This is a genomic window from Rhodococcus quanlei (assembly GCF_055231015.1).
Genome location: NZ_JBUYWD010000025.1, coordinates 91,703 through 104,511, shown reverse-complemented (window position 1 = coordinate 104,511; position 12,809 = coordinate 91,703). Strand labels below are relative to the sequence as shown.

The 12,809-nt window shown below is 64.7% G+C and carries 12 protein-coding genes; 7 read left to right on the top strand and 5 right to left on the bottom strand.

Going from position 1 to position 12,809, the window contains the following annotated elements; all coding sequences use genetic code 11:
* Positions 1-401 (top strand): integrase core domain-containing protein (locus ACZI8Q_RS18385; protein WP_463375005.1); only part of this gene is annotated, 401 nt, incomplete at its 5' end.
* Positions 402-459: 58 nt separating this feature from the next.
* Here the strand turns inward: ACZI8Q_RS18385 and treZ are convergent.
* Positions 460-2,211 (bottom strand): malto-oligosyltrehalose trehalohydrolase, encoded by a 1,752-nt coding sequence (gene treZ, locus ACZI8Q_RS18380; protein ID WP_463375004.1) that lies wholly within the window; start codon positions 2,209-2,211, stop codon positions 460-462.
* 127 nt (positions 2,212-2,338) lie between these two features.
* On the opposite strand from treZ, the gene ACZI8Q_RS18375 reads away from it, so the two are divergent.
* The 4 genes from ACZI8Q_RS18375 to ACZI8Q_RS18360 all read left to right on the top strand — a co-directional run bounded on the left by ACZI8Q_RS18375 (position 2,339) and on the right by ACZI8Q_RS18360 (position 4,021).
* Positions 2,339-2,524, top strand: coding sequence for a DUF1918 domain-containing protein (locus ACZI8Q_RS18375; protein WP_463375003.1), 186 nt, complete (start codon positions 2,339-2,341; stop codon positions 2,522-2,524).
* 114 nt (positions 2,525-2,638) lie between these two features.
* The gene (locus ACZI8Q_RS18370) at positions 2,639-3,280 is read left to right on the top strand and encodes a TetR/AcrR family transcriptional regulator (RefSeq protein WP_463375002.1); all 642 of its coding nucleotides are present in this window, start codon (positions 2,639-2,641) and stop codon (positions 3,278-3,280) included.
* 85 nt (positions 3,281-3,365) lie between these two features.
* Positions 3,366-3,725, top strand: a complete 360-nt coding sequence (locus ACZI8Q_RS18365; protein ID WP_463375001.1) for a PLD nuclease N-terminal domain-containing protein — start codon at positions 3,366-3,368, stop codon at positions 3,723-3,725.
* Between the two features lie 152 nt (positions 3,726-3,877).
* Positions 3,878-4,021 carry a hypothetical protein gene (locus ACZI8Q_RS18360; RefSeq protein ID WP_463375000.1) on the top strand — a complete coding sequence of 48 codons (144 nt, stop codon included), beginning with the start codon at positions 3,878-3,880 and terminating at the stop codon, positions 4,019-4,021.
* Positions 4,022-4,093: 72 nt separating this feature from the next.
* Here ACZI8Q_RS18360 and ACZI8Q_RS18355 read toward each other — a convergent pair whose 3' ends face one another.
* The 4 genes from ACZI8Q_RS18355 to ACZI8Q_RS18340 are packed head-to-tail and all read right to left on the bottom strand — an operon-like array spanning position 4,094 to position 10,882.
* Complete coding sequence (locus ACZI8Q_RS18355) at positions 4,094-5,023, bottom strand: NADP-dependent oxidoreductase (RefSeq protein WP_463374999.1); 930 nt, start codon at positions 5,021-5,023, stop codon at positions 4,094-4,096.
* A 10-nt stretch (positions 5,024-5,033) separates the two neighbouring features.
* Positions 5,034-7,409, bottom strand: a complete 2,376-nt coding sequence (gene treY, locus ACZI8Q_RS18350) for a malto-oligosyltrehalose synthase (protein ID WP_463374998.1) — start codon at positions 7,407-7,409, stop codon at positions 5,034-5,036.
* A 5-nt stretch (positions 7,410-7,414) separates the two neighbouring features.
* Positions 7,415-9,547 (bottom strand): glycogen debranching protein GlgX, encoded by a 2,133-nt coding sequence (gene glgX / locus ACZI8Q_RS18345; RefSeq protein WP_463374997.1) that lies wholly within the window; start codon positions 9,545-9,547, stop codon positions 7,415-7,417.
* Positions 9,548-9,571: 24 nt separating this feature from the next.
* Positions 9,572-10,882 (bottom strand): adenosylmethionine--8-amino-7-oxononanoate transaminase, encoded by a 1,311-nt coding sequence (locus ACZI8Q_RS18340; RefSeq protein ID WP_463374996.1) that lies wholly within the window; start codon positions 10,880-10,882, stop codon positions 9,572-9,574.
* 78 nt (positions 10,883-10,960) lie between these two features.
* Here ACZI8Q_RS18340 and ACZI8Q_RS18335 point away from each other — a divergent pair, with 78 nt between their 5' ends.
* Together ACZI8Q_RS18335 and bioD are read left to right on the top strand one after the other, a co-directional pair.
* The gene (locus ACZI8Q_RS18335; protein ID WP_463374995.1) at positions 10,961-12,103 is read left to right on the top strand and encodes an 8-amino-7-oxononanoate synthase; all 1,143 of its coding nucleotides are present in this window, start codon (positions 10,961-10,963) and stop codon (positions 12,101-12,103) included.
* Positions 12,100-12,807, top strand: a complete 708-nt coding sequence (gene bioD, locus ACZI8Q_RS18330) for a dethiobiotin synthase (RefSeq protein WP_463374994.1) — start codon at positions 12,100-12,102, stop codon at positions 12,805-12,807. Before ACZI8Q_RS18335 ends, bioD begins: the two co-directional genes overlap by 4 nt.
* Positions 12,808-12,809 lie beyond the last annotated feature (2 nt).

The following is a 12,809-nucleotide window of genomic DNA, read 5'->3' as shown; positions in this document are numbered from 1 at the left end:
GCGCCCACCAAACCCTGCGCAAATGGCTCACCAAACAACCCACCGCCACCACCCTGGCCGAGTTGCAGACCCAACTCGACACCTACCGGCAGGTCTACAACAATCGTCGCCACCAGGGCATCGGCGGAACAACCCCGCAACAACGCTGGGACGCGACAGATCCCGCCACGCCCACACCAGCACTACCCGGGCGGGCCGGCAGCGCCGAACGCCCCGTCTCGAGCACCGGCGTCATCCAATTCGACGGGCTGTCGATCATCATCGGACGCCGCCACAAGAACACCGACGCCTTCCTGCACTGGCAAGGCGACCGTGTCACCGTCATGATCGGCGACACGATCGCCCGCACCCTTACACTCGACCGCACGACCAGGTATCAGAAACTGTCCCGTAAGTCCTGAGACAGATCTGTCCTCGATGTCCTGAGACATGACACGAGTTTCTGGACTCGTCAACCACTCACAGAGGGGTTTCGAGGACGACGAACGAGTGCGGCGGGATCGTGGTCGCCGAAGCGGTCTCGTCCTGGGTGGGTGTATCCCACCACAGCAGAGGTGATCCGCCGACCGGTACGGTTGCAGGTCTCGCTCCGAGATTGCAGGCGATGCGCATGGTTCCACGGGCCAGCACGATCCAGTGGGCATCTTCGTCGTAATCGACGCCGAGGTGTTCGAGCCACGGATCGGTGATTTCGGGCCGGGCGCGACGCAGGGCGATCAGGGAGCGATAACAATCGAGCAGGCGAGCGTGCCTGACCTCGCCGATTTCGTCCCAGGCGAGTTTCGAGCGTTCGAACGTGCCCGGATCCTGCGGGTCGGGTACGTCGTTGTGGCTCCACCCGTGCTCGGCGAATTCTTCTCGCCGGCCCGCGGCTGTTGCCGATGCCAAATCGGGTTCGGGATGCGACGTGAAGTACTGAAACGGTGTCTGCGCGCCCCATTCCTCACCCATGAACAGCATCGGTGTGAACGGTGAGCACAGCACCAGCGCAGCCTTCACAGCCAACTGCCCGTCCGTGAGATAGGTGCCGGGGCGATCGCCGATCGCACGATTTCCGATCTGATCGTGGGTGCACGTGTACACGACGAGTGAACTCGCGGGCGTACGCCGGGTATCGAGCGGGCGGCCGTGCAGCCTGCCACGGAAGGTCGAGAAGGTTCCGGCGTGGAAGAAGCCTTGGCGGAAGGTGTCGGCGAGGCACTGGAGCGATCCGAAATCGCCGTAGTAGCCCTGCCTCTCACCCGAGACGGCGGCATGGACGGCGTGATGGATGTCGTCATCCCATTGGGCGTCGAGGCCGTATCCCCCTGATGATCGCGGCGTGATGAGCTTGGGGTCGTTCAGATCGCTTTCCGCGATGAGTGTCAGGGGCCGACGCAGATGGGCGGAGAGGCGCCGTGTTTCGACGGTCAACTCTTCGAGAAGATGGGTGGCAGTGTTGTCCACGAGAGCATGAACCGCGTCGAGACGGAGTGCGTCGATGTGGAATTCGTCGAACCAGCGCAATGCGTTGTCGACGATGTATCGACGCACCTCGTCACTGAACCGGCCGTCCAGGTTCAGTCCGCGCCCCCAGGGGTTCGTCTGCTCGGACAGGTAGGGCCCGAACCGATCCAGATAGTTTCCCGACGGTCCCAGGTGGTTGTACACGACGTCGAGCGCCACACCGAGTCCTCGTCGGTGACAGGCGTCGACAAGGCGTTGCAGTCCGTCGGGTCCGCCATAGCCCTCGTGCACCGTGTACCAGAGGACGCCGTCGTACCCCCAGTTGTGTGGGCCGTTGAACCCGTTGACCGGCATGATCTCGACGAAGTCGACGCCGAGCTGCACGAGATGACCCAAGCGTTCGATGGCGGCGTCGAAGGTGCCTTCGCGGGTGAAGGTGCCGATGTGCAACTCGTAGACGACGCATCCTGCGAGTTGCAGCCCCGTCCACTCGGCGTCCGTCCACACGGCCGGATCGAGTCGGTGTGCTTGTGATGGTTGGTGCACGCCGTCGGGTTGCCGCGGCGAGCGGGGGTCGGGGAGTACGACGTGATCGCCATCGGTGTTGCGTTCGTTGTCGACGACGAACCCGTACCGGGCGTCCGAAGGGGCCGGGGCGGTTGCACACCACCACCCGTTGCCCAGCGGTTCCATGTCGTGGAGAGTTCCGTCGACGTGGACGTGAACATTTTCGGCGAGTGGGGCCCAGACCTCGAAGGTGTGCACGAGTTCAGAATGCCTCGTCCGCCGACGCAGTGCAGAGGTACTGGCGGTACCGGCCCCTTTCGAAACCCCGGGCGCCAGGCGCAAGCTGGAATACAAGCGCAAGCGAAGCGGAGACAAGGAGTTTGCGATGCGGGTAGCAGTGGGCGACCGGTTGCACGTGCAGGGACGCGTTGTCGGCCAGCAACAGCAGACCGCGGAGGTGATCGAGGTACACGGTGAGGACGGCGCGCCGCCGTATCTTGTTCGATACGACGACGGGCACGAGGTTTTGGTGTTTCCGGGCTCGGATGCATGGGTGGAACACCCCGGTTAGGGAGGCTGGAACACCCCGGTTAGGGAGGCTGGAACACCCCGGTTAGGGAGGCTGGAACAGGCAGCCTGTATTGATTACCGTAATTCTGCATTGAATAGTGTTATAGTGCGATGGGTGAGCGATGGTGATGCGAACAAGCAGGTGAAGCGGGTGTATCGCTCGCCGTTGCGGAAGGATGCGGCACGGCGAACCCGTGAGTCGATTCGTGGTGCGGCGGCGGAGTTGTTCCGTGAACGCGGGTACGTGGGTACCACTGTCCGGCTTGTTGCGGAGCGTGCGGGTGTTGCTGTGCGCACTGTGTCGGCGGCGTTCCCTGGGGGGAAGGCCGAGCTTTTTCACTCGGCTCTCGAATCGGCGTCCGCGTTGCCGCAGATCTTGTTCGACGCCCCTCGTGATCCGAACCGCGACGACGCCGACTTCGTTCTGGACCACATGGTGTGGCAGGCGACGGAGATCCACGAGAACACCGGAAGGCTCGTGCTGGCCGCTGTGGAGTCGTCGGGGGCTGACGAGGACATGGCTCGATTCTCGGCAGAACACGGACTCGACACCGCGGCGAACGCGTTGACCATTGCGGAGGGCTTGGCCTCCAGCGGCATGTTGCGTCATGACGTGACGGTTCAGTATGCGGCCGATGTTCTGTACACGGTGGTGTCGCCGCAAGTGCATGATCTTCTGCGCCGACAGTGCAACTGGGACACGGTTGCGTATCGAAACTGGATCAAGGCGACCATTCGCTCCGGTCTGTTGGCCTGAATCCCCGCGAGTGTGGTTCGATCTGTCCAGAAATCTGCGGCACGGGGGTCGTCTGCAGTCGCCAGCACCAGAGGGGAAGTCAGTCGTGCCGTATTTCGTGTTCGGTCTCGTCACGATGTTGCTGTGGGTGTTCTGCATCGTCGACGTTGTCACCCGCGACGAACGTGAGATTCTTCATCTCCCGAAAATGGGTTGGCTCGTGGTGGTGGTCATCCTCCCCACGTTGGGCTCACTGTTGTGGCTCTTCGTGGGCCGTGGCACCAGTTTCGGAGCTTCGGTGTCGTCGCCCCGCACCGGTTACGGGGAGTACGAGCGGCCCGGACGGCACGTCGCCCAGACCCCTGAAGACGACGAGGAGTTCCTTCGCCGCTGTCGTGAGCGCGCCGAGCAACAGCGGCGCGTCGAGCGTGAACGGCGTAAGCAGCGCGAGCAGGACGGCACCTGAACCCACCCCGCTCCCGACCGATGTCACACCGGTTCAGCTCACGCGAACCGCTGTGACATTCGCCGGGGTCACGAGAGGGTCCATCCCTGCTCCACAGAGTGCCGACAACGTTCGGGGTCGTCACCCGCGCTCGTATACAGGGCGATGATTAGGTGCGCTTGCTGGGTGAGGGCGTATCGCGTGCTGCAGCCAAGCTCGGCGTCGATCCGGTCACACCGATCACCTTGCTTGGGGTGGCGGCGCTGGGAGAGCCGGATCTGCTCGTCGAGGTGGAGGCCACCGCTGTCCTGGACTGACGGGAGTCTTCGTGGACGAATGTCGCACCGGTTTGCGTGAGCCGAACCGCTGTGACATTCGTCAGGGTGGGGTCAGGGGAGGAGGATGAACTTTCCTGGCTCGTGTGGCTGCGCGAGTTGCCGGTGTGCCTCCGCCGCGTCGGTCAGTGGGAACACTTTGGCGATCCGCACCTGCAGATCGCCGCGTGCCGCCGCCTCCATCAACGCGGGTCGAGCGTTCCTGCGATTCTCGGTGCTGGTTGCGCTCATTCCCACCAACGTGATTCCGCGTTCTTCGGCGATAGGACCGGGCACGGTCGTCGCGATGCGCGTGCGGTCGGTGACCAACTCCACCGACACGTCCGCTGCTTCCTCGGTACCGACGGTGTCGATGGCTGCGTCGACGCCATCGGGTGCCGCTGCGCGCACACGATCGGCGAGCCCGGACCCGTACTCGACCGGAACCGCGCCGAGCTCTCGAACGTAATTGTGGTTGTCCGCTCGTGCGGTACCGATCACCGAAGCACCTCGGGCGCGGGCCAACTGAACTGCCAAAGCCCCTACTGCGCCCGCTGCCGCGTGGACGAGGACGGTATCGCCCGACTTCACCCCGACCGTTTCGACAAGGTCCGCCGCGGTGACACCCGTCAGGAGTAAACCGCTGGCTTGCTCCCATGACAGGTTCGAAGGCTTCGGAACGACAGAGGTTTCAGGTACGACGATGGTGTCCGCGTAGCTGCCGCCCTTTGCCGGGTACACGATCACTTCGCTGCCGACCTCGACGTTCACACCGTCACCCACCATGTCGACGACTCCGGCCGCTTCCGCACCCAGAGAGATCGGAAGTTTGCTCTCGTCGGCGTCGAACAATCCGCCGTAACTTTTGTAATCGTAGGGGTTCACGCCGATGGCGCGCACCGAAACTCGCACCTCACCTGCAGCAGGATCGGGTACGTCTCGTTCTATGACGGCCAGAGCTTCCGGTCCGCCGTATTCGCGGGCAACGACTGTGCGTGTGGTCATGACACTCCGATCAGTTGTCGTGCTCATTCCGGTGTAGCAGGGCTACGGGGTATCGGTCGAGGAGATCGGCTAGCAATACCGTTCCCGAATGCTGTCGGCCGGTGAGCAAGTCGGTCCACTGGCCTGCCGGAAGGTCCACGGCGGTATCGTCCCAGCCGGTCTCCTCGAGTATGACGGACAGTCGGGTTGCCAGGGCGATCACTCGCATTGGTTCTTGGGCCGGTCCGCGTCCGTACCCGATCAGGTGATCGGCACAGGTGCCGCGGGCGAAGATCGGTGTGTACCGTCCGCCGACGAAGCACGTCGGGTGGTCGCGACGCAGTCGCAGAGCCTGCTGGACGAGATGCTGCTTCGCCAGACCGGTGCCCTCGACCGGTGGCGGCGTGGTCTCGATGTCATCGAGTCCCGCGCGGACTCGGGCGTAGTCGACGAATCGGCGGTTGTCCGGATCCACGAGTGAGTCTTCCCACCGCTCGGTGCCCTGGTAGGTGTCGGGGATACCGGGTCCGCACAGTTGGAGAAGCTTCTGGCCGAGTGAATCGGACCAACCGTGCGGTGCGAGCTGGGCAGCGAGCGCGCCAACGGATTCACCGACCGGTCCGTCGACAACCTCGTCCACCCAATCGTGGAGGCGAGTTTCGAAGTCACGGTTCACCTGCGTCCACGTTGTGTGAGTGCCGGCTTCGCGTACGGCTTTCTCTGCGTAGGCGTGAAGGCGCTGCCGCAATTCCGGTGTGGTCCGGCCGTCGGCAGGCCACACACCGAACACGTTCTGCCACAGAAACAATCCGGTCGCAGGATCGGGACTCGGGGCTCGTCGTTCCCACTGCTCGACGCACCGCGCCCACAGACCGGGAACCTGGGACAGGACGCCGATGCGGGCGCGCACGTCCTCGCCGCGTTTCGTGTCGTGCGTGCAGAGGGTGGTCATGGTTCGGGGCCAGTTCAGGGCCCGCTCAGCGGAGGCGTGGTGAAATTCGGTGACCGGAATGCCGAACCGGCCGGGATCGCCACCGACTTCCTGTAGGGACACCAATCGTGCGGTCCGGTAGAAGAGGCAGTCTTCGACAGCTTTTGCCGTGACCGCGCCGCACACCTGTTGGAAACGAACGGCTGCTTCGCCGCGCGCGGCGAGGGCTTCGATGATCGCGGCCCATTCGCCGTATCGTTCGGGCTGGTCCACCGAGAGTCTGCCGATGGTGCGGCCGAGACCTCCGCGCAACGGTGCATAATCCGTGCGATACACCGGGAGTTCGGCGAGAAGGTCGACGAGTGCTGACGTGAGTTCGACCCGGTCGGTCGGCGTCGATGATTCGCGTTCGACGGCTCTGGCCAGTCGGCGCACCTCATACGGTAATGCCTCGGACGCCACCTGTCGTTTGAGTGCCCGCTCCTGGTCGGCAAGATCGCGGGCATCGCCCCGGTCGCCGGTGCTGCTCACCGAGAGTGCGGTGAGACCGGCAGCACCTCGGGGGTCGAGAAACACGGCACCGAGATCGGAGAGCGCGTCGTAACCGGTTGTTCCATCCACCGGCAGTGTCGGATCGAGGGTTTCGTGCGAGCCGAGGACCTTCTCGATCACGAGGAGTCGGGCCCGCCCTAGAACGCCCCGAAGACGATTCAGATACTCGTGGGGGTCGGCCAGGCCGTCCGGGTGGTCCACACGGACGCCGTCGATCAAACCCTCCTCCACCCAGGTTGCGAGTTCGCGGTGGGTGGCGTCGAACACGACCGGGTCCTCCTGGCGGACGGCAGCGAGCTCGTTGATGCCGAAGAACCGGCGATAGCCGACGATCCCCGCATTCCACGGGATCAGTCGGTAGCACTGCGCGTCGTGGACGGCGGCTGGGTTGTCGCCGTCGGTTCCGGGGGCGATGGGGAAGCGGTGTTCGTAATATCCGAGCTGTGGCCGAGCCCCATCCCGGTCGATCGTCAGTGCATCCACATCGGATTCGCAGCCGAGCATCGGCAGGCCCAACTTGCCGTCGACCTCGTTGTCGCTGCGCCAGTCGATGTCGAAGAAGCGGGCGTATTCGGAATCGCGGCCATGGGTGAGAACGTCCCACCACCAGTGATTTTCACTAGGGACGCCGATGCCGAGATGGTTGGGCACGATATCGACCAACAAGCCCATCCCGCGATCACGTACTGCATGTGCAAGGGTCACGAACCCGTCGCGGCCTCCGAGCGCCTCCGACACCGACGTCGGATCGGTGACGTCGTACCCGTGCGTGGAGCCAATGGTGGCCGTGAGGACGGGGGACAGGTACAGATGCGAGACGCCCAGATCGTCGAAGTAGCCGAGGAGATCGAGTACCTCTGCGAAACCGAACCCGTCGCCGCGCAACTGCAGGCGATACGTGGAAGTGATGGGTCTTTCTGTCATGACGTTCACCGTGTCCTTCGGAGTACTGCGAGGGAACGAGCACGAATCGTCAGCGGAGAGCCCGCCTCGACCACTGTGTCGCTCACCCCCGTCACGGACACGGTGTCGAGTACGACCGTCCATTCACCAGCGTGATCGGCGCCCGGGGTGACGAACTCGATGTCCCCGTCGTGGGCGTTGAAGCACAGCAGGAACGAATCTCCGACTATCCGTTGACCGCGTTGGTCGGGTTCGGGGATGCCCTCACCGCTGAGGAACACGACGAGCGATTTCCCGAAACCGCTGTCCCAGTCACCGGGTGTCATTTCGTCTCCGGTCGGCGTCATCCAGGCGATGTCCCGGGTCTGCTCACCACTGCGAATCGGTTTGCCCTCGAAGAATCTGCGTCGACGGAAGACTGGATTGTCCTTGCGCAACGCAATCGCCCGCCTGGTGAACTCGACCAGATCGGAGTTGGCGTCCGCGAGTGACCAGTTCATCCACGACAATGCGGAATCCTGGCAGTAGACGTTGTTGTTGCCATGCTGAGTTCGGCCCAATTCGTCGCCGTGAGCCAGCATCGGGGTGCCCTGACTCAGCAGCAGGGTGGCGAGGATGTTGCGACTCTGTCGATCACGGAGCGCGAGTACCTCCGGGTCGTCCGTCGGTCCCTCGACGCCGCAGTTCCACGATCGGTTGTAGCTTTCGCCGTCGCGGTTGTCTTCCCCGTTCGCGAGGTTGTGTTTCTCGTTGTACGAGACCAGATCGCGGAGTGTGAAACCGTCGTGGGCGACGACGAAGTTGATGCTCGCCCCGGGGCGCCTACCCGTGGCCTCGTACAGGTCCGACGAACCGGTCAGCCGGGATGCGAACTCGCCCAACGTGGACGGTTCGCCGCGCCAGTAGTCGCGCACGGTGTCCCGGTACTTACCGTTCCATTCCGTCCACAGACCGGGGAAGTTGCCGACCTGGTATCCGCCCTCGCCCACATCCCAGGGCTCGGCGATCAGCTTCACCTGGCTGACGATCGGATCTTGCTGCACCAGATCGAAGAACGCCGAAAGCCGGTCCACGTCATGCAGTTCGCGTGCGAGTGTGGCGGCCAGGTCGAATCGGAAACCGTCGACGTGCATCTCCGTCACCCAGTACCGCAACGAATCCATGATGAGTTGAAGCGTGTGTGGGTGGCGGGCGTTCAGGCTGTTCCCGGTGCCGGTGTAGTCCATGTAGTGCCCGGCGTCCCCGTCGACGAGACGGTAGTAGGCGGCGTTGTCGATCCCACGGAAACAGATGGTGGGGCCGAGGTGATTTCCCTCGGCGGTGTGGTTGTAGACGACGTCGAGGATCATCTCGATTCCGGCCGCGTGGAACGAGCGCACCATCGCCTTGAACTCGGAGACCGCCGCGCCTGGTTTGTCGACGGAGGAGTATCCGGTGTGGGGTGCGAGGAAGCCGAACGTGTTGTAACCCCAATAGTTCCGCAGGCCACGATCGAGCAGTATCTGGTCGTGCATGAATTGGTGTACGGGCATCAGTTCGATCGCGGTGACTCCGAGCCGGGTGAGGTGGTCGATCACCGCCGGGTGCGCGAGACCGGCGTACGTCCCGCGCAGTTCCTCGGGCACATCGGGATGCGTCGCGGTCATGCCTTTCACGTGGGCCTCATAAATGACGGTCTCGTGGTACGGCCGATTCGGGGCGCGGTCGGATGCCCAGTCGAAGAACGGGTTGATGACCACCGTGGTCATGGTGTGGCCCAACGAGTCCAACGCTGTCGGCGCACCGTCCTCGCCCGACGCCGTGTCGTACGAGAACAGCGACGGATCGTTGTCGAAGGTGCCGTCGAACGCCTTGCCGTAAGGATCGAGGAGAAGTTTGCTGGGATCGCATCGAAGCCCGCTCGCCGGATCCCAGGGTCCGTGGATTCGGTATCCGTACCGCTGGCCCGGGACGACGAAAGGGAGGTAGGCATGCCAGACGTAACCGTCGACTTCCTCGAGGCGAATGCGTGTTTCGGTGCCGTCCTCGGCGGCCAGGCACAGGTCGACGGCTTCTGCGACTTCCGAGAACACGGAGAAGTTGGTGCCCGCTCCGTCGTAGGTGGCGCCGAGCGGGTAGGCGCTTCCGGGCCACACGGGCGTCGAAGCGTTCTCGGCCATGACTAGAACCCTAGGCGCCTGCCCTCAGCTCCGCGGAGAGGGCGCTCCCGTGGCGGCGGCCGCCAGCATGGCCGCACAGATCGAGGCCACGTCGTCCTCGGAGCAGATGTACGGCGGCATCGCGTAGATCAGAGTGCGGAAGGGGCGCAACCACACGCCTGCGTTCACTGCCGCATCGGTGGCCGCTTCCATGTCGACAGGACGGTCCAGTTCGATCACGCCGATTCCGCCCAGAACCCGAACGTCCACGACGCCGGGCATGGTGCGAGCCGGTGCGAGTCCCCGTTCGAGTCCGTCGGTGAGCGCGGCGACTTCACCGCGCCAATCACGTGAGAGAAGGAGCTGCGTCGAGGCAACGGCTACCGCGCAGGCCAGAGGATTGGCCATGAAGGTGGGCCCGTGCATGAGGCCACCGGCCTCGCCGGCACTGATCGTCGCGGCGATCTCTGCGGAGCACAGTGTGGCGGCGAGAGTCATGTAACCGCCGGTGAGAGCTTTTCCGACGCACATGACGTCAGGGCTGATTCCGGCGTGATCGGCGGCGAACAGTTCGCCGGTGCGTCCGAATCCGGTGGCGATCTCGTCGAAGATCAGCAGCAGGTCGTGCTCGTCGCACAGTCTGCGCAGCTCGGTGAGGTACCGCCGGTCGTGGAAGCTCATGCCGCCTGCGCCTTGGACCAGCGGTTCCACGATGATGGCCGCGAGTTCGTCGCGGTGGGTGAGCACGAGTTGCTCGAACTCGGCGATGTAGGACGGATCGAACTCGGCAGGCGGCTTCGGTGCGAACACCTGGCGAGCCAGGACGTCGGTCCACAGTGAATGCATGCCGCCGTCCGGATCGCACACACTCATCGGTGCGAAGGTGTCGCCGTGATAACCGCCGCGCCACGTCAGCAGACGGTGCTTCTCCGGCCGGCCCCGGCTGCGCCAATACTGCAGCGCCATCTTCACGGCAACCTCGACGGATACGGAGCCGGAATCGGCGAGGAACACCCGGTCGAGCCCGGCCGGTGTGATGTCGACGAGCAGTTCGGCGAGCCCCGCCGCAGGTTCGTGGGTGAGCCCTCCGAACATGACGTGACTCATCCGCCCGAGCTGTGCGGTTGCGGCTTCGTCGAGCACCGGGTGCCCGTAGCCGTGAACGGCGGCCCACCAGCTGCTCATTCCGTCCACGATTTCGCGGCCGTCGGCCAGCCGTAATCTGGTTCCTTGCGCGCTCTCGATCACGAGGGGGACCGTGGATGCCGGTACGGCGCCGTACGGATGCCACAGGTGTCGGGCATCGAGCTCGGAGATTCGAGCGGGCGAAAGTCGCGTAGACGGGAAAGCAGCCACGCCCACGACGATAGCGGGCACATTTTGTGGGCCACCACCGGGGTTGAACGGTGTTCAAGTCGAGTATGGTCGAGACTCGTGGGCACCGAATACACCTCATTGGCCTGGCTGGACGAGATCGAAGCCGCTCGTCGCGAGGCGGGTCTGCGCCGGGAGGTACGGCCCCGGCAAGCAGTGGGGGAGCCTGTCGACCTGGCGTCCAACGACTATCTGGGCCTCGTTCGTCATCCCGACGTCGTCGAGGGCGGGATCGCCGCCGTCCGTCGCTGGGGGACCGGCGCCACCGGATCGCGACTGGTCACGGGGTCGACCACCGCACACGAAGCGCTCGAACACGAGCTAGCCGAGTTCGTTGGCGCAGAATCCGGTCTGGTGTTCTCGTCCGGGTACGCCGCCAACCTGGGTGCGGTGACGGCTCTCGCGGGACGCGATGCGCTGGTGATTTCCGATGCCGGCAGCCATGCCTCCCTCGTCGACGCGTGCCGGTTGTCTCGGTCCCGCGTTGTGGTCGCCCCGCACAACGACCCCGGTTTTGTCGCCGACGCGCTGGCCACGAGGACCGAGGACCGTGCGCTCGTCCTCACCGATTCCGTGTTCAGCGCGGACGGAGACCTGGCGCCGTTGGTGGAACTGCACCGGGTGTGCCGTGAGAGGGGTGCATTGCTGCTCGTCGACGAAGCGCATGGCATCGGGGTGCGTGGCCAGGGCGGGCGGGGGCTTGTTCACGAGGTGGGCTTGGCGGGGGAGCCCGACGTCGTCGTGACGGCGACGTTGTCCAAATCGCTGGCCAGTCAGGGCGGTGCGGTCCTCGCCGCCGGGAAGGTGCGAGCGCACCTGATCGATGCCGCGCGTACGTTCATCTTCGATACAGGTCTAGCGCCCGCTGCTGTCGGCGCGGCCCATGCGGCGCTGCGCGTGCTGATCGCAGAACCCGAGCGAGCAGAGCGCGTACTTGCTCGCGCCCACCAACTTGCCGAGATGACCGGGGCACGCACACCGCATTCGGCGGTGGTCTCGGTGATTCTCGGCGATCCGCAACGCGCGTTCGACGCGGCCACGGCGTGCCGGGAGCGGGGCCTGCACGTCGGATGCTTTCGCCCGCCATCGGTGCCGGAAGGCACGTCACGGCTGCGTCTGACCGCCCGTGCCACCCTCGACGAAGAAGACATGACGCTCATCGAAAAGGTCTTGTCCGACGTGCTGGCAGGGGCGAGCGCGTGAGCGTCCTCGTGGTCACCGGCACGTCCACCGATGTCGGAAAGACCATCGTCACCGCCGCATTGGCTGCCGTTGCGGTCGCAGCAGGGCGGACGGTGGCGGTGTGCAAACCGGCCCAGACTGGTGTCGCTCCCGGCGAGGCGGGGGATCTTGCGGAGATCGAGCGGCTCACGGGTGTCACCGATCTCGTCGAATTGGTCCGTTACCCGGACCCGTTGGCGCCGAATACTGCAGCACGTCGTGCCGGGATGCCGTTGCTCGAGCGTGAGCAGGTGATCGACGCGGTGAACAACTTGGCGGCTTCGCACGACCTCGTTCTCGTCGAAGGTGCGGGCGGGCTGCTGGTGCGGCTCGGTGTTGACGGCTTCACGTTGTCAGATGTGGCTCGTGACCTCGGTGTGCCCGTGGTGGTCGTCGCTGCGGCTTCGCTGGGGACACTGAATCATTCGGAGCTGACCGTTCGGGCGTTGAAGGCCGATGGGGTCACCTGTGCGGGTGTGGTGATCGGTTCGTGGCCGGAGCATCCCGGTCTCGCGGAGCAGTGCAACCTCGATGACTTACCTGCGGTGACGGCTGTTCCCGTCACCGGGCGAGTGCCGGCCGGTAGTGGCAGGCTCGGTCGTGAGGACTTCACGCGTGCCGCTGCGGGCTGGTTCGATCCGGAGTGGCTCGAAGGCGTAACCGGTGGGGAGCAGCCGCCGGGCTGACC